Annotated in this window: 19 protein-coding genes and 1 pseudogene; 13 read left to right on the top strand and 7 right to left on the bottom strand. The window is 51.9% G+C overall.

What is annotated here, in order from left to right:
* The first annotated feature begins 149 nt into the window (after positions 1 to 149).
* The 5 genes from AC56LV_RS20245 (at position 150) to AC56LV_RS20225 (ending at position 5,922) form a co-directional block, all read left to right on the top strand.
* Entirely contained in the window at positions 150 to 1,574 is a 1,425-nt protein-coding gene (locus tag AC56LV_RS20245) for a site-specific integrase (protein ID WP_499560195.1), read from the top strand.
* Positions 1,575 to 2,806: 1,232 nt separating this feature from the next.
* Positions 2,807 to 3,568 carry a toll/interleukin-1 receptor domain-containing protein gene (locus AC56LV_RS20240; RefSeq protein WP_499560194.1) on the top strand — a complete coding sequence of 254 codons (762 nt, stop codon included), beginning with the start codon at positions 2,807 to 2,809 and terminating at the stop codon, positions 3,566 to 3,568.
* Between the two features lie 42 nt (positions 3,569 to 3,610).
* Entirely contained in the window at positions 3,611 to 4,258 is a 648-nt protein-coding gene (locus AC56LV_RS20235) for a hypothetical protein (RefSeq protein ID WP_499560193.1), read from the top strand.
* A gap of 148 nt (positions 4,259 to 4,406) precedes the next feature.
* Positions 4,407 to 5,129 (top strand): 2'-5' RNA ligase family protein, encoded by a 723-nt coding sequence (locus tag AC56LV_RS20230; RefSeq protein WP_499560192.1) that lies wholly within the window; start codon positions 4,407 to 4,409, stop codon positions 5,127 to 5,129.
* A 334-nt stretch (positions 5,130 to 5,463) separates the two neighbouring features.
* Positions 5,464 to 5,922: a phospholipase D-like domain-containing protein gene (locus tag AC56LV_RS20225; RefSeq protein ID WP_499560191.1), complete on the top strand. Its 459-nt coding sequence runs from the start codon at positions 5,464 to 5,466 to the stop codon at positions 5,920 to 5,922.
* Between the two features lie 83 nt (positions 5,923 to 6,005).
* Here AC56LV_RS20225 and AC56LV_RS20220 read toward each other — a convergent pair whose 3' ends face one another.
* Positions 6,006 to 7,115, bottom strand: a complete 1,110-nt coding sequence (locus tag AC56LV_RS20220) for a helix-turn-helix transcriptional regulator (RefSeq protein ID WP_499560190.1) — start codon at positions 7,113 to 7,115, stop codon at positions 6,006 to 6,008.
* 96 nt (positions 7,116 to 7,211) lie between these two features.
* Here AC56LV_RS20220 and AC56LV_RS20215 point away from each other — a divergent pair, with 96 nt between their 5' ends.
* Both AC56LV_RS20215 and AC56LV_RS20210 read left to right on the top strand, forming a co-directional pair.
* On the top strand, positions 7,212 to 8,240 hold the full coding sequence (locus AC56LV_RS20215) for a hypothetical protein (protein ID WP_499560189.1): 1,029 nt from the start codon (positions 7,212 to 7,214) through the stop codon (positions 8,238 to 8,240).
* A gap of 305 nt (positions 8,241 to 8,545) precedes the next feature.
* The gene (locus AC56LV_RS20210) at positions 8,546 to 9,649 is read left to right on the top strand and encodes a hypothetical protein (RefSeq protein WP_499560188.1); all 1,104 of its coding nucleotides are present in this window, start codon (positions 8,546 to 8,548) and stop codon (positions 9,647 to 9,649) included.
* Between the two features lie 31 nt (positions 9,650 to 9,680).
* On the opposite strand, the gene AC56LV_RS20205 is transcribed toward AC56LV_RS20210, so the two are convergent.
* Positions 9,681 to 9,848 (bottom strand): hypothetical protein, encoded by a 168-nt coding sequence (locus AC56LV_RS20205; protein WP_499560187.1) that lies wholly within the window; start codon positions 9,846 to 9,848, stop codon positions 9,681 to 9,683.
* Between AC56LV_RS20205 and AC56LV_RS20200 the strand changes: the two genes are divergently transcribed.
* The 4 genes from AC56LV_RS20200 to AC56LV_RS20185 all read left to right on the top strand — a co-directional run bounded on the left by AC56LV_RS20200 (position 9,847) and on the right by AC56LV_RS20185 (position 13,938).
* Positions 9,847 to 10,443: a DMP19 family protein gene (locus AC56LV_RS20200; protein WP_499560186.1), complete on the top strand. Its 597-nt coding sequence runs from the start codon at positions 9,847 to 9,849 to the stop codon at positions 10,441 to 10,443. The genes AC56LV_RS20205 and AC56LV_RS20200 overlap by 2 nt on opposite strands.
* Positions 10,444 to 10,625: 182 nt before the next feature.
* A complete protein-coding gene (locus AC56LV_RS20195) occupies positions 10,626 to 11,720 on the top strand; it encodes a hypothetical protein (RefSeq protein ID WP_499560185.1) in 1,095 nt (364 codons plus the stop codon).
* Positions 11,721 to 12,350: 630 nt separating this feature from the next.
* The gene (locus AC56LV_RS20190; protein ID WP_499560184.1) at positions 12,351 to 12,827 is read left to right on the top strand and encodes a hypothetical protein; all 477 of its coding nucleotides are present in this window, start codon (positions 12,351 to 12,353) and stop codon (positions 12,825 to 12,827) included.
* Positions 12,828 to 12,936: 109 nt separating this feature from the next.
* Positions 12,937 to 13,938, top strand: a complete 1,002-nt coding sequence (locus AC56LV_RS20185; protein ID WP_499560183.1) for a hypothetical protein — start codon at positions 12,937 to 12,939, stop codon at positions 13,936 to 13,938.
* A 674-nt stretch (positions 13,939 to 14,612) separates the two neighbouring features.
* On the opposite strand, the gene AC56LV_RS20180 is transcribed toward AC56LV_RS20185, so the two are convergent.
* Positions 14,613 to 15,527: a hypothetical protein gene (locus AC56LV_RS20180; RefSeq protein ID WP_499560182.1), complete on the bottom strand. Its 915-nt coding sequence runs from the start codon at positions 15,525 to 15,527 to the stop codon at positions 14,613 to 14,615.
* Between the two features lie 197 nt (positions 15,528 to 15,724).
* Here AC56LV_RS20180 and AC56LV_RS20175 point away from each other — a divergent pair, with 197 nt between their 5' ends.
* Complete coding sequence (locus tag AC56LV_RS20175; protein WP_499560181.1) at positions 15,725 to 16,771, top strand: hypothetical protein; 1,047 nt, start codon at positions 15,725 to 15,727, stop codon at positions 16,769 to 16,771.
* A gap of 847 nt (positions 16,772 to 17,618) precedes the next feature.
* On the opposite strand, the pseudogene AC56LV_RS20170 reads toward AC56LV_RS20175, so the two are convergent.
* A pseudogene (locus AC56LV_RS20170) lies at positions 17,619 to 18,183 on the bottom strand (tyrosine-type recombinase/integrase).
* A 1,070-nt stretch (positions 18,184 to 19,253) separates the two neighbouring features.
* Between AC56LV_RS20170 and AC56LV_RS20165 the strand changes: the two are divergent.
* Positions 19,254 to 19,697, top strand: a complete 444-nt coding sequence (locus AC56LV_RS20165) for a DUF6641 family protein (RefSeq protein ID WP_499560180.1) — start codon at positions 19,254 to 19,256, stop codon at positions 19,695 to 19,697.
* Between the two features lie 612 nt (positions 19,698 to 20,309).
* Here AC56LV_RS20165 and AC56LV_RS20160 read toward each other — a convergent pair.
* The 3 genes from AC56LV_RS20160 to AC56LV_RS20150 are packed head-to-tail and all read right to left on the bottom strand — an operon-like array spanning position 20,310 to position 24,137.
* Positions 20,310 to 22,097 (bottom strand): ADP-ribosylglycohydrolase family protein, encoded by a 1,788-nt coding sequence (locus AC56LV_RS20160; RefSeq protein ID WP_499560179.1) that lies wholly within the window; start codon positions 22,095 to 22,097, stop codon positions 20,310 to 20,312.
* Positions 22,075 to 22,752 (bottom strand): DarT ssDNA thymidine ADP-ribosyltransferase family protein, encoded by a 678-nt coding sequence (locus tag AC56LV_RS20155; protein WP_499560178.1) that lies wholly within the window; start codon positions 22,750 to 22,752, stop codon positions 22,075 to 22,077. The genes AC56LV_RS20160 and AC56LV_RS20155 overlap by 23 nt, the downstream gene beginning before the upstream one ends.
* Positions 22,749 to 24,137 (bottom strand): 3'-5' exonuclease, encoded by a 1,389-nt coding sequence (locus AC56LV_RS20150; RefSeq protein ID WP_499560177.1) that lies wholly within the window; start codon positions 24,135 to 24,137, stop codon positions 22,749 to 22,751. The genes AC56LV_RS20155 and AC56LV_RS20150 overlap by 4 nt, the downstream gene beginning before the upstream one ends.
* Positions 24,138 to 24,407 lie beyond the last annotated feature (270 nt).

Genomic DNA, 24,407 nt, shown 5'->3' with positions numbered 1-24,407 from the left:
GACCAAAAATATTCTTAAAATCAATAGCCTACAACGTTGTTGCAATCATAAAAGTACTACAGTATCCTGTGTAGTATTTTAGTTAGGTTTCGCACGTCCGTTTTCCTTTGATATCGGCGCAGCTAGCCTAGTATTTTGGAATCGCGACAGTGACGCAAACAGAGCAAGCCCCAAGTAATCCTCCCTCCCCCAGCAAATCAACGCGTACTGTGCCAATCCCGGGCAGCCTTACGTCGGTGCGCGGCTATCCAGACAAGCTCAAAATCTACCAAATCGAAGCAAGCCCCTTCTGGCAAGTGAGGTGCTTTGAAAACGGCAAAACAATCAAACTAAGCACCAGGACGACCGACAAACAGGAAGCAATCGAGTTCGCCAAGGCGACCTACAACCGCATCCTTCACGCGCAGGCAACTGGCAAGGCACTCACGCAGGGAACGCGCTTCGACATATGCTCAGGAAAGATGCTTGAGGCGCAGAAGTCTCGGGTGGAGCGTGGCGAGCTTTCCAAGATGGCACACGACAACGATATCTACATGCTTAACAAGCGAATCCTGCCCGAGTTCGGGGCGATGGAGCTTGCGAGTATTTCATACGCTACCTTGCAGGACTTCGTGGGGAAGATCGGGGCCGACCTGGCACCGTCCTCCATCCAGCGACACTTAGGCATCATGTACAAAGTGATGGAGTATGCGCTTCACCGCCAACTGCTCCTTGCACTTCCGAACTTCCCGACCATCAAGAAAAAAGACGAGCCGCGGGGATGGTTCCCCGATGCCCAGTACCGGGCGCTCATCGCAAGAGCAACCGAGCTTGTCGGCACTTCTGCAAAGGTGCAGACGACAGAGACCGGCCCTCCGCGCACACTGAAATTCACGGCCGACTTGCCGAAGATGATTCAGTTCATGGTCAACAGCTTTATTCGACCAACCGACCTGAAAAATATGCAGCACATACACGTAGAGATTGTGCGCTCCGAACTGGTCTACTTGCGTCTGACACTGCCAAAGAGCAAAAGTAAAGATGCGCCAATCGTCACGATGGCAGAAGCGGTAACGGTGTACGAACATCTGAAATCGACCTACGCTGAAGAGAGTCTTGCTGAGCCAGACGACTATGTGTTCATGCCCCAATATCGCAACCGGGATACCGCGTTGCGGGAGCTTCAACACCAGTTCAACTATTTGCTGGACGATCTGGGCTTCAAGACCGGGCCGCAGGGGGAAGCGCGCACGATCTACAGCTTGCGGCACACCAGCATCATGTACCGGCTGCTCGACGGCGACAAAATTGATCTACTGACGCTTGCTCGCAATGCTCGTACATCCGTAGAGATGATCGAGCGCTTCTACGCCAGCAAATTGACCGGCGAGCAAAACATCGACATGATCCAATCCGACCGACGCAACCCAAAAGTGAAAGCACACCTTCCGACACTGAAACTGGAACTACCCGACGCTACAGCGCCTGCGCTCAGTCTCGTTGACGGCACTTTAAAGCTGGCAAAAGCACCTGTGAAGAAGGCCGCAGCGTTGGCCAATCTTTCGACGTCGCGTACGGTACGCAAAACCAAGTAACTGCGCAGGGAAATTAAGCTAAAACACGCGAGTCACAGCACGGGAAGCACCGACTTGCACTAATCCGACAAGTCGGTTCAACCGACACTGCCATCTCCGTAATTTAATATCCGGCCTTTTGGCGACGCCAGCGCAACAGCAAGCACCAGGCTCAAATCTGGGACAAACGTCTCGTAGCGGCTAATCTATGCCCCCCACAGGCGCATCTGCCCTGGAATGCCTAAAAACGAATTTGTTGACTAGAGAAAACCGCCGAGTACACTGAGCCTTTCCGTTCGTCCGCTATCGGCCCAGGCTGTGTAAAACGCGTGATCGGCGTGTTTTCAGGGGTCCCTTTACCATTCCCGACCTCGAGAAAACGCCGTAGCGAGCAATCTGAGAGGTCGACTGTCGTCAGGCCGACGCCTAATTTGCGTTTTTACACAGCCTGGGCCAGAAGCAGCCGTTGGGCAGCACTTACCTACACACTCAACAATTTCACCAAGTAACCATTCAATGTCTGATCAGAAGCTCACTGAGAAGTCCGGTGCTATGACTTACGTCTCGGTAGGAGGGAAGTACGAAACGGAACTTGAAGTCACCCACATCGGGTCGCTGAAATCAACTATTTCCGCTGAAGAGTTCGAGGAAAGCTTAGAAAAACGTCGGTGTTTATAGCTTGGTTGAACGACAACGATTCCGAATTTAAGCTTTCCTTGGAGCATGAAATCCAGAACTATGACCTTATCTGGGACGACGTTTGGGACTCAGTTTTAGGTAACGAATGGGTTGATGCAGAGGATGGCTTTCTTGGCGAATACCTTCGTTATGAATCTGTCGAGTTCCGGCACGGCACCGTACACATCTGGATCGATACTAGCGGCCTCCACATGGACCACAAGATCAGAGCAACCATTAGCGACACGATGCAGATTCGATCCTGCGAACTGATGTGAACTTGTAGCGCAAAACGTACCCCGTTTCTACTAGAAAGGTTAGTGCGAAGGTCTGCAATGGGTCGAATCCAGCCCCTCGCGACAGTGAGCCGTATTCAGCCCCGGCCATCTCGGCAGCGATGAGGCTTAAAGGTGAATTGCATAAAAAATATTCTGGCAATATTCTGCAAAAGTCAGGCCAAGCGACGGAGTCGGAACCCGACACCGTTGCTTGCTGCGAAACCAATTCTCTACTTAAGATGGAGGTAGAACTGGAAAATCCTTTATTATATGAAAACAAAAACCTCTGGAGTTGCAATGGCTGCACCTGTCGTCTTTATTTCGTATTCACATGACTCGCAAGAACATAAGCAGTGGGTGCTTGACCTTGCAACCCGTCTCCGGTCAAGCGGCATCGATGCCATTCTTGATCAATGGGAGCTTGGCCCAGGGAGCGACCTACCTGAGTTTATGGAGCAAAGTCTTGCGCGTTCCTCACGTGTGTTGATGATCTGTACAGAGCGATATGTCGAAAAAGCGAACGCCGGCATGGGCGGTGTAGGTTACGAAAAGATGATCGTTACTGCTGATCTCCTTAAGCGAATAGGCTCAAACCATGTAATTCCCATCCTTCGACAGACTGGAACAGTCCACCTGCCGACATTTCTTAGAACTAAGCTCTATATAGACCTCTCGACGAACGACTTGTTTGAGTCCGGTATGGATGAACTGTTGAGGAACCTCCTCGGTGCATCGCTTTTTGTTAAGCCACCCTTAGGGAATGACCCGTTCGAAATTACAAAAGGCAAAGCTAAAGCTACGAGCCCAACTCCGGTGATACAGTTCATGCAGGCAGTAGCTAAAGTCTATGACGAAGTGAGTGATTCGGGACTAATTTATACTGAGCCTGTCAGACGTGCTATGAAGACGTCCCGGCTGTTCTTCGATCACGCTTTCGATCAGGCGATAGCTCTAAAATACGTGAGCGAGGGAAGCCAAAGGAAATCTATGTGGGTACAGGAATCCGGCAGGGCAATGCTGGTCAAATTAGAAACCGACAGGATAAGTGAGGGTAGCTAGGCTAATAAACTAATAAGGTACAGCCGTACACTGACACACTGAATGACCGGCAGCGGCCAGGTTCGGCCGACAGCCGACAGTCAACGATTAAACGCTCCTATAAATTCCGGCTTCACAAATCTTTATCAAGGGATCTTTATGCCGCTCAGCCACGCCTCTCGGTTCTCCGAGCCAACAGAGCAACAGTATGCCTCGATAGGAAGGGCAGTTGTAGAGTGGGCAAATGTCGAGCGGCTACTTGGCATGCTTCTAAGTCGATTACTTGCAACACCTGATTTCCTTGCCCGCACATATACTGCCTCGATAAATGCCGTGCATATGCAGAAAGCAGTTGTGGAAGCCGTTAAAATCCATGCTCATCGCTATGGCTACCGGCTAATTAGCAAGGAATGCCTCGACGAAATTACCGAGATCAATAAGGGCGTAACGTCACTTAGGGAAAAACGGAACAAGATTGCGCACTACTGCTGGTCCCGTGAAACCGATGAGGTCATGTTCGGCACTAGCTTTCCTAGCGGTATTCCATCGAAGAATGGCAGCGGGTACTCAACCCTCACGGACGCGGAATTGAGTAAGCTTAATTCCGAAGCACATGTGTTTGTAGAGCGTCTGTTGACGGTGCTATCGGAATTACCGGAGATCAGCGAAGAAAGTCTCTTCCCTCCCAGATCAGATACAGGCCTGGACTAGATGTCGGAGGACTGCAAAGGGTCGGTTCCTGCCTGTCGGGACAGTCGGTGAATTTTTCGGCTTGGCAACCTTGAAGCTGACCTGAACGGCCGAATTCGGCCAGAAGCCGCCCTACCTACCCTCCATGTCTAAGACTACAAATAACGACATGACCGACGCCATTGCCAGCACTCATCTGCAAGTCCATTACGACATCATGTGGGATCGTGACTTTGGTGCTGTCGCATATGGAGACCTCGACTACGATACTCACATTACGGCTGGACCTGACCTGCGCCGAGGTCTGACCTTGATTGCACGCCCGAACCAAGCACTGCGGGCGCGCTTCGACGCTGCGTTGGATCGTCTAGCCAGCTTAGAGCCACACCAATATCGCTACCCAGTTAAAGATATGCATGTGACGATTTTGTCGTTATTTACGGCCACCGAGAACTTCGCCCAACAATTACTTCGTCTCGCGGACTATCGCGCTGCGGTAAGCGCCGCCTTGGAGGGTATAAAGACTATCGAAATTGACTTTGCTGGAATCAGCCTGTCACGAAGTGCAGTGCTAGCACAGGGCTTTCCTCGCGGCCCGGCTTTAGAAACCTTGCGCGAACGTCTTCGCGTTCAGCTTCGTGACAGAGGCTTGAACGCGTCACTTGACCAGCGATATCGCTTGGTAACTGCGCATACCACGTTATTTCGCTTCGTCGCACCTTTGCAGGACGCAAATGGCTTCGCCGCACTGCTCGCAAGCATGCGCAATGAGCCACTCGGCTCCATGCGCGTGGACGAAGTTGAACTGGTAATTAATGACTGGTACATGTCGACCAATTCAGTCCAGCAACTTGCGATTATTCCTTTACGAACGCCTTCTGGGACGCTGTAGCATAACTCGTACGACGGTCCGCTATGGGTCGAAACCGGCCTGTAGCGCCGGCAGCTGGATTTCCGACCGGGCAACCTGATATGCTTGACTGAACGGCCGGGTTCGGCCAGGACCAGGCGTAGAGCTAGAGTTGGCTTCGCATGTGGCTTGGCGAATTGGCCCCTGTTCATGAGAGAGCTATTGTCGTTTTTTCTTCAGCAAGAACGGCCGCTATTTGCCAGACAGTTAGACTTGCCCGAGCCGCAACTGCCATCTACACTGCGCGGTGACGATTGTCCGCGCTCAGCGCGACACGAATCAAAACCTGATCGGCCAATGAAAGTTGCGCGCGCCCATGCTCCTCCAAACAAATTCTGGCAAACGAAAACATGTTCACCTGCTGTCTGAGCTGATCAAGAATTCGGAGGTGTCGGTCCTGTGCTCCGGGTGGATCAAACTCCCGGGACTAGAGGATTTGCTGCCGTCGATTGACGCAGCGCTCGCCAATGGTGCCGTCATCACGGTGTATTCCAACCTAAAGGAAACCTTAGAAGGCGTGGCGCCAGCGCTAGCCTCCCGCACAGAGCTGACGCACCGCATGGTGCGCTCCCGCAGCCGTGCACTGCATACCAAAATCTACTACTTCGAAAGCGGCAATGCATACACGGCCGTGATCGGCTCCGCGAATATCACGAAGGGGGGCTTGAGTGCCAATGAGGAACTGTCCGTGACGATGCGGGGGACGCGCGGCGACTCCCTCTTCCTCGATCTGCAACAGTACCTGGCTACACTGGCAGCCATGAAGTTTGCCTGAAATCTGGTACGAGCCACCGCGCGCCTGCTTGCGTGCCAGTATCTATAACTCTCAAAGGAGAGGTGATAGTCTGCTTCGGGTCGCTAGTCACCCTGTTGTAAGGCGAGCGCCTCAGCCAGAAACGCGCACATTTCCTGTCTTAGATCGCGCGGCGCAAGCACCTTGACCTCACGGGCCATGCTTTGCAACATACGACGCAGCGCCGACGTATTGGTTACGGTGGCCATCATTTCCCGATGTCCGCCCGTGTTAAGGAAGATGGTCTGGTCGTCGGACAACGGCATCTCTTCCAATGTGCGTACGAAGACGTCCGCGTCCTCGCCTCTGGCGAAGCGTAGGTGCAGGGTGATAAGGCCGTTCGACCACATTGCCAGCGCGCCGCGCGCGAGCGCTTCGTCCAATGTAGGCAGTCTGGCGTTGCGCGCAACCGGATCTCCGAGCGTCACTGCCTGCATTCGATGCAGGTGGAAACTCTTGACCTTCATCGCCGATGGATCCAGGAAGACCTCGGCTTTGTCCACAGCCAGCAGACGCAGCGTACGAGCATGAATCACGAGGCCGATGGGATACACGCAATGCGTCTTGTTCATCTCGGACTTCGCCGCGCGATAGATGAGACTCAGCACCAGGTTCTTCATCAAGGCGTCGTTGACGGTCTGCAGATGTTCCGGTGCCACCTTGCTAGGAGCCATCGGCCGGCCGTCCGGCAGGCGGCGAATCTTGTCTTGGTAAGCGATGGCTTGCCGATACGCGTCGGTCAGGTGCAGATGCTTCTGTTTCCGTTCGATCGTCGCGACCTGCTCGTCCAGTGCTAGGCGCGCGTCGCGGGGCAGGAATGGGCCTAGTTCCTGGCGGGCGAAGCTGGCCACCAACGCGTCAATGGCCGTCACGGATTTGAACAGCGGAATCTTGCTGTGCGCGGTTGTGAACCATTCGTTAATCCTTCCGTCGCTCGCCCCAGGACGGGACTCTACTTCGAGGCCGAACCGTCGCCGCCACGGACCGTTCGGATCAGCGAGGTCCCGCAGGTCGCGTTCGAACGTGCGCCGTTCCACCGCGAAGGTGTTGCCCAGCCTGGTCATGAGCTGGTCAACGGTCGCTCCCTGTCCGATACCGTGGTCGGGCAGGAGCGGCAACAGGTCGATGATTGCCAGCCTGCGGGCCAGTTGTCGTTCAGTGGAATCTCTGGGCATGGTTGCCGACCTATTTTGTCGCTAATGCGCCGCACTATATCGATACTGGTCCTGGACGACAAGCCTCCGGGATCGGATACTCGAAAGGAGGAAGCATTGAAGCAGACGACGAGTGCGCTACACCTGCTGCGCGAACTGACAGAGCTGGGCAATCTGGTATTCAGCATGTTCGCCGGGCCGCACGTGACCGTCCGGCACTGGCCAGTGTTTTACCGCATGTACGTTGAAGTCGATGGGCTATGCCGTGAAGTCAATCGGCTGGCCGGGCATCTCGCGCGCGGATTTATCGACACCGGTGACTCGGTTGATGGGGAGAGGATCGCGGCCGCGAACGCGTGCTTTGCCCGCGTCGATGGACACGTGCGCGCGATGGCGGCGCTACTTGCAGAAACCGTGCGCGACCGGCTCGTCATCCCTGGCAACCCGGCGCTGGTGCAAATCGTGGACCGCCATTTCTCGCCGGAGAGCTACTGGTACCGCGGCTTGCAGGCGCATTACCGGTCAGGGTGCATTGCGCCGGATGGGCGCACGCTGGCGCGCACCGTTCTGCCAATCGACCTGCATGCGGCTCAGTGGCGTGAAGACGATGTTGCTGTTGAACAGCAGCAATTCGAGCTGGCATTAGAGCAAGCGCGCAGGTTAAATGGGCAAACGATCCGCCAGTTGCAGACGGCCTTGAACCAGGTGTACGCCGCACTCGGCGAGTGTTTCGTCCAGCGGTGTCCTGCAGTAGGCACCTTGCTGCATCCTCGTTCGACGCCCGGCCCCGCGTCCATGGTTTTTTTCTACAGCGAGAGAACACTGAGTGAGGTGCACGCGCTCGTTGAGGATCTGCCGGGTGGTCTAGCCGTGTACGTCAGCCGCGACCACACGTTCGCGACAATCGGCACGCGCGGAAGCCGACCGTTGGACGGAACACGCGGGCTGGTCATCCACGTACACGTCGATATCACGGTAGGCGAGCCGGCAAAGCCACGCTTCATTCCCGCGCAATCGTGTCATAACCGAGAGTACACGGCAGCCAAGGCGGATGAACTAGAGACCCTTCTCTTTCGCGCATTGATCAATGCAGGTTTGGTGCCCCCGAGCGCCAGATTCTATGACGAGCGCTGGCGTTATTCCTGACCGATACCCGGGTTGATCTGAATCGCTATAATGTGTTTTTAGTTTCTTTTTGGAAATTTATTTTTATGGAGAAGCCACGGAGGACAGCTTGAACTGAGCGCTGCCGTAATATATACCTCGGCGTTGCGCCTCATGCTGCATGGCCGAGAAGTAACGGTGCTCGCACCAAAGGCGCTGAAACACGAAATCGGGGTGTTACTGGCCGATGGGCTCGCGTTTCAGAAGGAAGGTTTTAGCAGCCGCTGGCCGCCGATTGGCGCTGGGCGATAGCCGCTTTACGCGATTTATGAAAAAGGGAATTGAACGTGCCACAACCATTGCATGAAATGATCGGAGCCGCCGTCCAGGCAGGACGCCTGCCAGCCAAGTGGAGGACGGCAGACCTGATGGCCGATGAGACACTTGTCGGGCTTTATACGATACATAACCTAAAATCACAGCCGGCTAACCGCTCTCTCAGCTGGCCCGGTCTTGGCTTAGGCAATGGCAACAACACCGACAAAGCCAGGCCGCGCTACTGGCGTGTCGGCAAACAAGGAAAGGCGTACGTTTATTCGCTACGCGACGATGGCGTACCTGCAGAACTGCCCGACGACGCGACGATCGAGGCGATCGACGAGTCCGACCGCACCGTCGAGGATGCGCCCGTCGTCGGCATCGCCTACGTGCCTGGCGAAAAGGCGAATGCGGCGCTCCGGCTGCTGGTGCGGCAAATGCAGGAGGAAATGTCCTGGGACGAGCGATTAACCAACTACATCTGGAACGACCGCACCTTCGAGGAAACTGAGCATCAACTGGCGGACCTTCTTTGGCAGGGCAGCGTTCTTGCACGTTTCGTCGAGCGAGGCGTCGAATGGAACCTGCAGGACAAGGCGCGAGCCGTGGCATGGGCCAACCGGATCTTCGAATGGGGTGGGACGCGCCAGAAAAGCCCCGTTACCTGGGAGAAAGTGCAGCACACGCTAGCCAACGCAGTACTGAACCGCGTCGAACATCCGGAGGCCCCAATGAACAGCGGTTACACCAAAGTCGCGTCCTTTGCCACGTTATGGCTCGAAGGCCTGGCCGGCCGGCGGCCGCAAGCGATCAACGATTCACGCGTGGCGACAGCGCTGACCTGGAGACTGGACTCCATCTTGCAGGCGCGCGACTGGAACCCCGCCGAGGTGTTCCCGGGCTTAGGGACGGTCGAGGCCGCGCGCGGCGGCACACGGCCGCGCAAGATGTCTCTTTCATGGCCTAGCGCTTACCAGAAATGGAGCGGGCAGTTTGCCGCTACTGCAGTCGTGCTAGCCATCCGAGACATCTTGAACGAGGGTGACGATTTCCCACCGATGCCGTTAGGGGATGGCAGACTGCCATGGACTGCCCGAGGCGTCGAGGCGGTGCTATTCATGGACGGTTACTGAAGCCGACCCAGCTGGAGCCGGTCTGGCATGACTAGCGCAACGACGAATTCAGCAGGTCTTTGATCGTGAAGTGGGCGGACAGAAACGCACGCATCGGCACCAGCACCCGACCGAGGTGGCGAGCCGCTTGCTCGGCCGCTACCGCCATCTCTAGCAACACTTGCGGTGCACCGATGTCGTAGGACTGGCGTCGTAGCATGCAGTCAGCACAACCGTCGTCGATTCGATCGGTCGACACCCCGGCGTCGACCGTCCGCTTTGGGTCGGTTCCTGCCCTTCGTGACAGTCCGCGACTTTTGCACCCTGGTGACCTGATATGCTCAGCTGAACGGCCGGGTTCGGCCACAAGCGGACTTGCACCCAATTACGGACTATTCATAAGCGACTTCGACTACGTTCTGACGGTCATAGATCCTTGGATCAAAAAATTCATCGACGATGGCGCCGACGCATTGAAATTCGAGGAGATAGTGGGCGTCGGAGTCTGGCTCCTCGAAGCGGAAGTCAATAACGGTGGCTTCGACCAGTATTACTTCAACTCAGCCGGGGACTTGGCAATTCCGACGGTGAATGCGTTACGATTGATAGGTGCAAGCCACACAGCCAGCATGCTGGCCGCAGCGAACTCTGAGTTGCCGGATTCAGGGCCTCCTGCAGACAGGGGCGCAAGGCAGCGAGCACTTGATGAAATCCGCGACTCTGCGAGATTCGGTGCTTTGGAAGCCGAGTTCTATCAAGGACTTGACGACCTTGTAGCTTTGCTTGCGCTCCACTTCCGGAAGGCGTCCAGTTAATAGGTCACATAGAAACGAAGGTCCGCTTCGGATCTAAACCGGCCAGTAGACGGCCTGACCAGACACGCCTTAGCGTAGGATTTCCCGAATTCTGTGTGCTCCTCAAAAACGATCTTTTAAGTGCCCGTTTCCTACAAGGCAAAACCAATCATGATGACTGACAACCGATCTACGGCTCAACGATGATCCCCACTTGGACTGACGTCCTCTTTTGGGTGCTGTGCCCGCTCTGCGTAATCGGCACTCCGGTGCTTATTGGACGGTTCTTTGTCCACCGCCACTGGCGCTCTGAGAAGGCGCGTTGGCAGGCTGCGATGACCGGCGCCAAAAGCCGAGTGGCATCCGGACAGCGGTCACCGTCACCGTCCGTGGTGATGGTCGCTATCGGGGAAATCAGGCACGAGTACGCCACCAAGGCAAAAGCGCTTCGCACGGAGCAGGCCGTTTTGGATAAACGCCGGCAACTGCTCGGGAAGATAAACTTCGAAGCCATGCCACCTGAAAAACTGATAGAGCACTTTCATGACCAGGACAAGGCCAACCTTGTCGCGATCCTTGGGCTGCCCGCCGGCACACCAGCGGCGGAGTTATCTCTGGGAATCCGTCGTGTCGGCAGCCACCGGGTAGCGTCGCTTATTCGGCGAGAACCAGTCCAATATGATGAGGTAGCTCGCGATATGGCAAAGAAGCTCGGTGTCGTCGACCTTTCATCGAAGGCGACCGTGTTTGAACTTGAGCAGCGGATCGTGGGTGCAGTTGCACAAAAAATGGTGGAAAAGGCAACGCCCGCAGAAAAACAAGCTGTCCTGGTGGAATTCTCGAAAGGTTCAGCATCGAATGGGGGCCTTGTTGTTGCCGGTGGAGGGCTCGCGCTTGCGCACCTAAGTGGCTTCGGGTTGTACACGGCCGCCTCCACGTCACTGGCTGCCGTCAGCGGCGCAGTGGGGCTTACCTTGCCATTTGCTGCATACACTGGAATGAGTAGCACCCTGGCCGCGCTGACCGGCCCAATTGGTTGGACACTGCTGGCTGCTGTGGCAACTTACAAGCTCTTCGGCCCAGACACGAAAATTGCGATTGCCGCTGTGCTATGCATGGCAGCAGGCCGTGCGAGACGCATCGCTGACCATCAGGCTGAGGTGGAAACGCTAAATGGTTTAGCGCGGTTGCATGAGCTGCATGCCGATCGGCTTGCGCGCCTACGTTGGTTTCTTGACCAGCATGCCCAACTGGCTGACGACCAAGCTATTCCAAAATCGAGCGTGCCCACAGCTTGATCTACGCACCTTGTCTTTGAGGGGCTCACTGACCACGATCAGCATCAAAGCAAAGAGCGAACTGACAGTTAGATGGCATTAGCCAAGTGTCCTCTCTGGCGCGCTTCCCGCCTGTTAGGCCGCCGGATAGCTTTCCTACCTTGCAGCCTGCTATGCTGGTTTGAATGGCGTGGATCGGCCAGAAGCTGTTGTTCACCATCCGCTGGTAAATCAATGAGGCCCCCCACTAAGAGCCTAGCTCTCAGAGGCGCAGCCCATGATTCGCGCTTACGCATCCCACTCGTATTATCATGTACCTCGCGAGCACATCGCGCTTGGTTGTGCCGTCAGGGCATCTCGGGATGAATTGCGCGTTGAGGCGTGGAGTCACGCGAAAGGCTCGGTCGATGACGGGTAAATTAGCGGACTCACGGATGGATTCATCGTTTTCAGAGACTGCGCATACTCCACGAGTTACGGGCTGACATTCGCGACGCGTTCCATACGCTTGCCTGCTCTCTCACTTGTTGGAGGTCCGTCGATGGTTTTATTAGGCTCTCTTACGATGTATTCTCGACCAACCTAGGGTTTGTTGCAATTTTGAAATTCTGCTGATACGCTGGTTACGTTTCCTACCACCTCGCTCACCTCATGAAAAATACCCCTTTACGACAGTGCCCTAGCTGCGGCGAGCAGTCAGAATCGCAGTTTGAAGCGTGCTGGAACTGTGGGCAGGCGCTTCCTGTGAAATCAGTTTCTGGCTTCCGCGTGAAGCCGGTCGTTGGACCTGAGGTTCAATCGGCTGAACCTCCACCTATATTTCAAATCTCTGCCTCCAAAAATGTGTCGTTTGCGTGGGTGTGGATGACCGTGATTATTGCGGCACTCGCGTTCCTGCTTGGCAACGTTCATATTGTAACTGGCGGGCCTTTCAGCAGCTTGCAGTTGGTTCAACGCGTCTCCTACGGCTATTCCGACATTTACGTTGACGCGGATGCACTGAGCGCGCTCCCTCCATATCTTGGTTTCGCACAGTCGCCGATGGCTTACCTCGCGCTATACCGTGATGGACTTCTCAGTCGGGAGCATTACGTGAAACCACCTCCTACGGCCGTTAATCTGGAATAATCTCGCGAAATGGACTTGTACTTTTTTGCACATCACCGTACAGGATTGCAGTGTTTAGTCGCTACACATAAACGCATATGAATTAATTATTTTATGGAATCAGAAACACATGACCGGCAAAGCTGACAAGCAAGACGCGACCATGAAAGCCATCGTCAAAACGGGAACAGAAAAAATTGCGAGCGTTCTCGATGATCATATCGATCGGGTCCTGCATCTTCGGAAAAACATGGCCGTCAAGGACTCGTCACTGGTATCGGACAGCCTAGCGAACAAGATCCCGCTACTGCGCTGGCATACCCGAATGAAAGTCTCGAGCCTGCGCGCACATCTCATCGATAAGATCACACAAATAGCTAGTGATTACGAAGAAGATCGCTTCAAAAAGATTGAGCAGACGCTCAAGCAGAATAAAAACCTGAACAAGCTGCAGATGGATCGCGGCAAAGAACTCATCGATATCGAAAAGAACCTACTCATCTCGTATAACGCTTTGGTGTTTGCATTTCGCATCTGTGCTAATTACAACGACACGATTCTCAACCGCATTGCCAGCGCCTCTCTAAAGCCGGACGAGGAACTCGAGCTACTGCTGAAGAACGCTCTGATAGTTTACGAGATTTCATCGATGATCATCACTATGATCACGGAATTTCAAATGCACGGTGAAGCAAATTTTAAGGCACTTTACAAAGAAGTGCTCAAAGAGTTGACCGACCGCGAGCGAGAAGCTGCCCGCTTGGTTGCAGCCGCACATGCCAATTCTGACATATCCGTCGGATTGCGAATGGAGACGACCCATCGTGAAAGGGCCATGAAGGAAAACACGGCAGTCGTGCGTGAGGAATGGATCAAACTCCAAGCAATGATCGCCTCTTTCCGTGGCAGCGTAGAAGCACTGAAAAAGGATCGAAATATCGCTGAGTTACGCCTTAGCCGCGATATGGCAAAGAACCAGCTGGATTTTCTTGAAATCGTCTCCGTGACACGCGTCCTAAAGAAAAATTTCACGACGATGCAGGATATGATAAATATTAACCTAAGCTTGGCGAACTTGGAACCGGCCGATATCGGGCGGCTAATTGGCGACGAGACGATGACCGATATCTGAAGGCATCGTTATAAAAATATTCGCCGATCATTTGATCTATCAAGGATTTTTATAAATCCTTGATAGTTACCGAATTGACGGGGTATTAGTTTATGCAATAAATCCTGTGGAGTTCAAAGTGGTGGCCTGACCAAGCGTTGCACCGCTGGTCCAACGTCTGCAACGGGTCGGCAACTCCCTATCGCACCCAAGAAAATCGGCGGGAAGCGGACAACTACACTCTCGCCGAACAATTTTGCTAGGCGGAACTTGCGTGCACGTTTCGCGCTCTTGATAGTCGCCGTACTCGCTAGCTGTGCCGGTGAAGAGACTAAGATGAACAAGGTTATTAGCTCGTTCGCTGCGGCCATGCCTTCTTTGACTCCAAATGGAACGGCAAACTCACGATGCCTCAATCTGATACGCAATCAATCTCACGTACCTCTAGCGACTGATTTTGATGTCACGTGGGACGCGCTCCAACGTAGAAGCAACATCAGATGGAATGTCGTGGAGTTCCTAGCGGCAAGTCTATCTTCAGCTCATTATATACAGATAAACTAAAGGTTGAATTGCGGTGGCTCGAAAGAACGCGTAGCCAAATGATAGTGGCGTAATCATTCTCGATTAGGCTTCCAACGGCTGCTTAGGGCCTTGGATTCAACCGGTCGAAAGCCGCCTTTCCGCCTTCTAGCTTATTCCCCCAACGCCTTAGCAGATACCGTCTTACTCGATTGCAGCCTTTTGAGCCGGGCGAGTTCGGACTTTACCCAGTTCCGGTGTGCAATGATGGAAGACCGAAGCTTCATAAAATCGAAGCGGATGCTATCTACCTTGTGATAGCAGGGAAATCGTCCACGCGCCGCATTTTCCGAAAAGACGAGCGCACGTTGTAGATGCCGGCTTGTGACAATGACCATCAGATCACGTCTGTTGTCTTTCTGCGCCTTGACACCCTCTTCTGTGACATACGCAGCTGCGATCCCTACTCGGTTGCCGATCACATACAAGGGCTGCTTCGGCGCAGCTGCTCTTGCCCACGCAACCCGTCGCGCCTCATCGAGTGTCTGCTGACGAATTTTGTTGACAACAAATTTGAACTGCCGTGTATCCGCATTCGGCGCCGAGGAATGCTCAGCCTCTTCCATCAGCTTCGACACCTCTCGCAAGATCGTAGCCCGATCAGCATGCAAGGGAACCGCGATCACAAGACTGCCCGGCTTCCCTTCCGCGAGCCGGTCTGCAGATAAATATTGATCGAGACAAGCTCGCGCGTCATCCAAACTCTGCTCGTCCGCGTCAGCACCGGGCTGAAGTTTTGCAAGCCTATGAACTCTCGGAGAGCACCGCAGACCGAACTGATACTGGGCACGCTTAACCCACCAATTCCAGAAATCAGTTTGCCAAACGTCGCCAAAGGCCTCGTAAGTCTTTACCACGTCAAGAAAGTCCCGCGGAACATACCCGACATTTGCCAAATCCTGGACTCCCCCCGTTGCCACTTGGTGCGCGAGATGATAGCTGGGACTTATCTGTAAAGACCGAAAAAAGCTCTCGTGACGCCAGTCGTTCCGAACAGAAATCCCGTATTTTTGTTGGCTTAATAACATCAGACGAGCTAGTCGGTCTTGGTCTCGCTCTTTACTCATGTCTAAAAAACACTAACCAGAATCGTTATTGGGATTGTAGTTAGAGATTATATCAGTTAGTGAACCTAAGATAGCAATGTCGTTGAGCAGTGGACGCGGCGAAAGCCGATTTAAACGACATTATGCATACTAACCAAAACTACATAAAGGATACAATCATGACGGCGATCACTAAAACTAATGTGCCTTTTATTGAAAATAATGCAGCAATAGCTAAATTAATCCAACCCAATAAATGGAATATCATTGAATTTAAAGAAATAGCCCAAGAAAATTCGGTTGCATTAATTAAAAGAGCCCATATTGACATCGACGCCCCGGCAGATTCCAACACCTTTATAGAATCTAATAGCAATATAAAAGCCGTCCAGCAATCCGAGCAACAGACCCAACCAAAAAATCAAACTAACATAGTCCAATCGGCCGTTTCAACGTTTACCCGTCCCGTTTTCGATAAAGACAAAATCCTTCCAATTTTTCGAGAAAAGCTCAATAAGATTTACAACTCAGGGATAAATCTCAATGAGACGGAAAACAAATATCACGGAAAGATCCAAGAAAAAGCTGTTAACGGGCTAGCAGAAATCCTCGGTGTTCGGAGAACATACTTTGACAACACAACACCAGAAGTAAGCAGCATACTTTTAGATGAGCTGTACGAGCAATGCAAAGCTAATGGCTTAAAAGGTCGAAATAAACAAACCACCGAGTTCCATTTACTCTCGAAGCTTTTTCGACAATCCGACAGGAGACAAGCCTCAGCAGACGCAAAGGTTCTTATTCGCGCACATAACGAAGAACAAACCGAAAAAACGTTCGCAGATTGGGTGAAAAAGCTTGGTGGTCTTAACAAAATCAAAGCCGAAATCGATAGTTTCGAATGCAGGCAGAAACAAGCAGACGCAGAGCAGCGTAGCACTCAAAATAAGCGCAAGGGCAATTTAAAGACCTTGTTTGATGCTTCACTCGCTGCGTCATGGACACCCCTTACATCTTTCCGTTTCGAGGATTCGCCAAACGAATTAAAAGAATTGATTCCAAGTGAAGGTACTTGGTTACCAATTGCAATTGCTCGCAGGAATGGGAAAGTAACGTTCTATATACCGCAGAAAGATGCTTGCCCTACGGAATTGCACCCTGATCTGGTTGAAGCTACAGGAGTGGTTAATTCCTCGGTTATAAGCAAACCTAATGACAGCGAGTAATCCGATTTAGAGAAATTTCGATATTGGGTTGTCGGCCTAAATGACAACCCAATATTTGAACGGGCAAAAATAAACCGGGCTCCGCTGGGTTCTTGATCAATATCTAGTGCGGCGCAATTATTCCGATCAAGCGCAATCCGAAAAATATGGACTTTTCGATACATCACCAGAAATAGTCGAAATTAAATTTACTCGCCAGCTTCAACGATTTTTTACGCGCGCTACCTCAAAACTTTATCCCGCTCTAATACTAAAATTTGAACTGTCTAGCGGCTCACTTAAGCCCCTCAGCAGCGCAATTTGCCTTATCCTCGCACCCGAAAAATATCCAATAAGGTGGAGGCCCAAATAATATAGGAGCAATTCAATGGAATAAAAAAAATATGAAATTTATTGAAGACTATCGAATAAAATATAGTGGCAAATACCTCTAAAGTCTTTTTGGTTAATAAGTTTCGTAGTGACGTCCATGCCAGCGTACTTAATCTAATTGCAATTAGTAATGGCCTTACCCATTCTAAAAAACAAATCTTTTCAAACTGCGAAATTAATAAAACAATCGCGAAATAGAAATATAAATTAAAGCCGAGTTCGGGTATAGGCAAAGACACTCTCAACCAAAGGTGCTCTCGTTTTCGTAATTTCATAAGTTCCCACATTAGATGCAGCAATATTTATCCTGAAATTTAGCGAATACATTCGTTTCGGACACTGTTCACAATTATTTTAGAAATTCCAAGTGTGAGTGGAGACGCCATCTATCAATTCTGTTCACCCGTGACCTTTTCACAACACTTTTGAGATGTGCCCAGCAATTGCGGAGTGTCGGTTAAAGCGACACTTGCATTCACACTAAATCTACTGCAGCGCGTTGCATATCGTCGTTCACATCGATATACCTGGGTTGTCGAGATATTCCGATGACCTGCCAACGCCATCAGCACGCGCACGCCGACGCCTTTATTAGCAAGGTTGGTAATAAACGTGCGGCGTCCCGAATGACTGCTGGCTCCGTCGATATTCGCTTGTTTGTACAGCCAATGGAAATGTTGGCACATTGTGTTCGCAGTGAAACCTAGTCGCTTCTGGGTGTAAAACAGCGGCTTCTCCGGCGTTGGGTTCTTCAACGTGCCGAGATACAGGGCCAGCTCCTTACGCAGACGTTCACCAACAAACACCGTGCGTGCATGTCGCCCCTTCGTTTGCTCTGGCGACAATCGAATTTCTGACTTGATCGAGCCATCAGTGGCAATCACGTCGCCTATCAGCAGTGCAGCGACCTCTCCCACGCGCAATCCCGCCCAATGCGTAACCAGCAACATGGCCCGGTTGCGCGCAGCGTGCTTGCCGATTGCGATATGTGCGAGTACCCGCTTCAACTCCTTTTCCGATAAAGTTTTTGCTTGCGCCATCATCAACTCCTGAAAATATATAAAAACCACGGAGCAGAGGATGCATTCTTGGGTTATGAAAATCAACACGCGGATGATGGAGATAAAAACCTAGAAGATTCATGCGCTTAGCACAGAACAAAAGATAATTGCTATTTCCTTTGGTTCCTGTATCCTCACATGAAGCTAAATATAGTTACAAGAGCAAGATTACAATTAGCTACAAACCAACGATCTCCACAAGGCTCACACGTTAGAAAAGCCGGCCGCCCTTAGATAAGGCACCGATACTGATAACGCAATAGCGCCACAGTCGCAACGACTGAAAGCTGCCAGGACAACTTAGCGGTACTGGAACCACAGCAGCAACGACCACTCACGTAAAAACCGGGTGTATAGACTAAGCGGAGCCAACAGCGAGGCATACGATAAGCGAGGGGGTTGCATGATGCGGAAAATGATCTTAACCACAGCGAGGGTTAAGAATAATCTTGAGTAAAATTTTTTCCTGCTAAACCACGTCATATCCAATACGCAGAAACAAGCAAGCCGTCTGTCGCGGAGCAAAAGGCGGCATGCGCTGTTGATGCTCTGGTGCTGCAAGCAACAGATGTTTGTGCTGAACATATGCGCATTCAACTTCCAAGTACCCATTGAATTGGGTGGCCACTTCTCTGAATAAATCCGTTAGTCATCTTTTCCGACTTCGTCTTTTTGCCTATCGGCACCTTGCCTCTTCGCTGCTCGCTCAGATGCAAGGGAATGCTGACGCTGGTCTTCGCTATTCGCTCAGCCCTCCGCGTCGCATTCAGATATAAGGAAAGATACCTGAAGCAGAAAGAATTTACCCAGATATAAAGGATGAGAAATGGCCGCGAAATTTGGCAGTCATGTGGCAACGATGCGCTGCGGTACGGTTTAGCGTCCAACGAAAAATTCGGGCAACGAAACAACATATCCCATGCAGGGTATCGCGTGTCGTAGGCCGAAACAACGACTAAACATTGGGAAGAAAAAACCTTGATTATTAGTTGATTAGGTGATAACGCGACTGCATCATTGGTGTACTAACTAACTGATGAGGCAAACAAATGAACACTCTAACTTCGCTGAAACTCGTTGCTGCAAAACGTCCATCCGACATTCCTCCGGTTGTTAAACGTCGCAATCGTTTGATCGCGAAAATCTGGGAACAAACGGAACTGGCGAAAAGCACGCTCGAAGGTAAAACGTATGCGCCTCTGCATTCCCGAAAAGTAAAAGACCGCGAGACCGGCGAAGCTCGCCGCGTAGAAGCTCCTAAGCGAGTCAAAGCGTGGTGGTTCACGGCAGACAATGGCAAAGTCTGCCTGATCGTGAAATACGGGGTGAAAGTGCTGGAACTTGCAAAAGGCAAAAGCGCAATCGAAGTCGGCTCTATGGCCGAGCTGGTCCCGACGCTAGAAACGCTAAAAGCGGCTGTGGACGCTGGCGAGCTGGATGCGCAGATCGATACTGTTAGCGACACTCTGCGCGCCGGCTTTGTAAAGAAGTGAAGCAAACGCCTGGGCGGCCGCAATCGCCCATCTCCCGGCAGTGTCGGTTCCAACCGACACTCGCCAAGTCTACGCATGTGTCATATATCGTCTTTCGACTGAGCGGCAGGCGCGACTTCCTAGGTAATCTTGCCGTATTTGGGCAACAAAGCAGACGCAAAGACTAAATACCTTCCGAACAACGGAGGTAATATGCCGCGCTATTCTTGAACTGGGCAGGACGGCAACAATGTGAAAATCCCGCGCGGCTACACATCGCGCGAAGATCGTGACGGCCGTGTGGTTCCCGTGCCGCCGGGTGGCACACCGCGAGAAAGCCGCGATGGCCGGGTTGTCGCTATTCCCCGTGGTACGCGACGAACGCGTCGTAGCAGTGCCAAAGGGCGCAACATCGCGTCAAGGCCGGGACGATAGAATCGTAGCGATACCTCGTGGTCGGCATGGCGCAGAAGGGCCAGACGGTCGAGCCCGATTGATTAAGAAATAGGTTCGCCAGACAACGTCCCGTTCGCTCCTGACGTATTCTCGTCAGTGTCGCTTCACGAGACACTTAGCCAGCGACGAGGTGAGCATCCAGGCTGATTTATGCAACAAAGTCTTTTGTCCAGCCCATTAATGCACTGACTTATCGTTTATAATCTCCACCGAATACCCGTCCGGATCAATGCAAGTGAATGATTGTCGCTTCGGGTTATCGACGACTTCGCTAAGATTTGGATAATTCAACTTAACAAGTCTTTCGCGGAGCTTATCTAGCCTTTTTACACGAAGATATATCGTAACAGGCCTAATACCTTCTGGGAATTTTGGCTCCTCCTTAAAAGCCAAATGCTCTCCGAAACGCAACACTTTGCCGCTACGCCCGGAGACCGTAAGGCCTAAAATATCCTGGTAGAAGACAAGCGAGTTATCCAAGTTTGAGACAACCAACGATAGACCGACGACCGCATTTGCTTGTTCTATATGTTGTTCAATTGCCACGTGTTCTGCTTGGGAATCTTCTAAATGCTTAGTCACCGTGCCTTGCAAAGAAAAAATCCGAGGCATTTTCACGAAGAGCTTCAAGCCATCCGCTGTAACGATATTCCAATATGATTGATAGTTCTTTGAATTGCCAAATTCCACCGCAGAAATCTTATCAACCGTCAGCCCATTAGGCAGACGCACCCCATGTAACGAAATAGAAGCAGAGAGTGCCGACGAAAGCTTTACAAGGTCCGTCTTTTTTACCGGCTTGGATTCGATAGGCTCAATATTGGCTCCAGTACTCATTGCCCTGGCCAACTTCTCAATGTACAAGCTATCTTGCAATGTAGCTACATATTTGCTAAACCAGCCTGTGTCTGAGAGTGCCCCTAATAATGCGCCGCTCATAGAGGCAACTGTGTCAGTATCGGCCCCAACTGCAGATGCTGCGCGCCGCAGCCCCTCAAGGGGCGAGGCCGCATAACGAGAAGAAAAATAAATAGCAGCAACAGCAGATACTGTACCGGCGCCACTCACCTTTGAGTTCCTTGCACCAATAGCATCCAACACTTCATTGTCTAGCGACAAAGCACCAGCTTGGATTGCCTCATCCGCGCTCTTCAACAAATCAAGCGTCTCAGCCACAGTTGCATTCCACACTGACGCGTAGTCAGCGCTTCTACTTGCACAGGTCGCCCAATCACGCCACCGTTCTACGATTGACTGTTGCTGTCCCCAGACTGCAACATTCGATATAGTTGCAGTAATGAGCTCACCAAAACCAAGCGTATGGTTAAGCCTCAGCGCATACCATAGCGCGTATCCATAAGCGAGTGCCCCCACGAGCGCACGTGGATGCCCATGAGTTGTTACTCCATCTGTAAGGATGTCTCGAGCAATCGGTTCAAACGATTCGCAGCTCATTCCAGCTACGCAATGAGGCAGAACTCTCATTGCGACTCCGTTACCACCAGCAGAGAAATACTTTCGAACGGAATCTTCCTTTGGCGCACGCCACGGCGGAACTGAAGAAAGCCAACTCGCAGCAGCACGCTTAGTCGCACCGCCACCGCCACGTTCGTAAAATGTCCAAAACGGCAATTCACATGTCGAAAGACTTGTCCACCACTCGATACCGCTTTGCAAGCGTGATCGGGTGACCGCCAAGATCAACTGTGTATCGTCGCTGTAAGCTCCTGCCTCGACCAGCTCTAAGACCGGCCGAAAACGAGTACCAGCTCGCTTTTCCCATCGAACATAATTTCCATCCCATTTCTCAACTGTCGGTGACTCTTTGGCATACCCCTCAAAGGGCCAGCCCAACGCATCCCCAACTGCGGCTGCGAGATAAGCGGAAACAGCTCGCTCGCGATATTGTGTAGGAGGTAGTGCAGACTTGAGCTTCATCGCTTCATTTGTCATAAAAATTTTCATCAGGTCGCTTACCCTGCCAAATGCGGTCACGCAATTCGATTTTGCTGTAAAGTAACGGGGCGATAAAAATGGGAATATCGGGCCGTTTGAGTCCTACCGTTTCCCATCGGACCAATTCTGTCTCAACCTGTTCCTCCGAGCACATCGCCATGCCAATTACCTGGCTCAGTGGCACTGGACCAGGAATTAAAACCTCAGCCTGGATATCAGTCGGACAACAAAGTAACTGAGTAGCTTTGCGAGGGTAACCTCGCGCACTCGATGGGAACATCGAATTATAGCCTTTCTCTCCGTCCATTATTAGCGCACCATTTCCCGCAGCTGCATTCTTCTGACAGAATAGCGTGCCTGGAGACCAAATCAAGTCGGGCTTTAGAAAAAGTATTATCCACCCTTCAAATAAAATTTGCTTTCTTACAGCAACGTCAAGGTAATACGTGTTGGGATATTCGACAGAACAGCATATTGCTTCGCGGTGCCCATCAAAACGCATGTCATCGGTCGGATTAACAACAACATTTTGTTCGCGGTCTAATGTCTGCCGATCCTTAAGCAGACCAGATTGAAGAACATGGAGGAAATTCGCCGATGACGTAAAGTGACACAAACGCCGAATGTCGCGCCGCGTTACGTCGTGCTTAATGGTCTCATTCAACGATTAGCCTCTGTATAAAGTGTCTTGTCAACCGGCAATAGCTGCGAAACAGTTCCGGTATATGTAATGAGCAGCTCAGACTTCGCCCGTGTAACTCCAACGTAGAGCAGCCTGCCATCTTGGGCTAACGCTTCGTCAAGCCCATCAGTTTCTATATCGGCGGGACTTGGAATTTCTCCTTCTCCCATGAATGGCAGAAACACGACTTCAAACTCAAGGCCTTTTGCCGAGTGGTAGGTTCCATAGCTCAGTCCAGGCGCAGTACTCCAGCTTGTTGAGTCTTCTTTTAGAAAGGTAGCGTTTCCAGGAAGATAGGACTTTATTTTTTCAATGTGCGCATAGGTCCGCAGGAGGATAACGACACTTCGTGTCTTTGCCCGTTCTTTAGCCAACGCAACTATGGCTTTTAATTCGTCGTTCTCTGTGGTAAAGCGCACGAGTGCAGGCTTAGGGCCATCGGCCGCTGGAAAGATTGGCTCGACCATGTCCGCAAGACCGTCATAATACGGCATCTGCGATATGGCAAGACCGAGCTTGGCGATACTTATTGTGTTGCGATAATTCTGCTGAAATTCCCAGATTTTTAGTGGGTGTAGCCCTGCGGAACGCCAACTCATTCCGCGTCCGTATATCTGCTGCGCCATATCACCAAAGAAAGTTATTGATCCATCAGGAGGAACAGCCTTGCTGAGGGAACGCAACATTTCAGGCGACATGTCTTGTCCCTCGTCGATAATAATGTGGCGATACAACCGTTGGCTCGTGTCGGCATCTAATGCTTGAGACACAGCTGTGGCGATGTCATCAAGGTCATATGGACGTCCAGGCAGTTGACGCAACTCACGGTATCGCTGGTATACCTTCCACATTAATGGTCGCAAAACTCTGCTCAGATTTGCAGCTGCGCGACCTGTGCGAGTAACCTCCACATACGCCTCTGCCGATGGAATATTGTGTCCAGCAATCCACTTTACTTCATCAGAGAAAAACTTTATGTGACGCTGGAAGAAGGCATGGTTGTCATTCGCCACCAAAAGTTCAGTGACGGCTTGCTGAATAAGTTCTTTGCGGCGAGGGATTGCCACAATGGAACTTGCTCCCATCAACCCACGTGCATTGAGGTACCCACGCGCAAAAAGATGGTAATTCTCTACGGTAACATGACCTACAGGTAGCGCGTCCATACTAGCAATGTGGCGCATCAACGCTTTGTTGTACGTGATGATGAGCGTTTTGCCGCTGCCCGGCAGTTTGGGTTTGCTCAAGTAGATGGCACGGTACACTGCCATCGTCGTCTTACCACTGCCGGCGCTACCAAGCACAACATGGTGCCCCTTCGTACTCAGGCACACTACTTCCTGTTGCTTACCAATCAAGTCGGGCATTATAGTTAGTCGAAGTTCGGACGATATGAGCATACCATTTATTGGCAGCAATAGGCTGTGCTCAAGCTGACCACACTCAGCAGTATACGTGCGAGAAAAGAGTCAACATCGCCAACGGCACATAGCCCAGGACGGCACAACCTGCGGCGGGCACTGCCGTGCTGGCTAGTAGAAGCTTTTGGTCAGGATCTTCAGCTGACTGACGGCTCGACACGGCTGGTGCGTGATTCAAGCTCATCGTGTCTACTTGCGAGCGTCATACATGAATAT

The organism is Telluria sp. RB2R28 (assembly GCF_059685835.1).
This window is presented reverse-complemented; position numbering and strand designations above follow the sequence as displayed.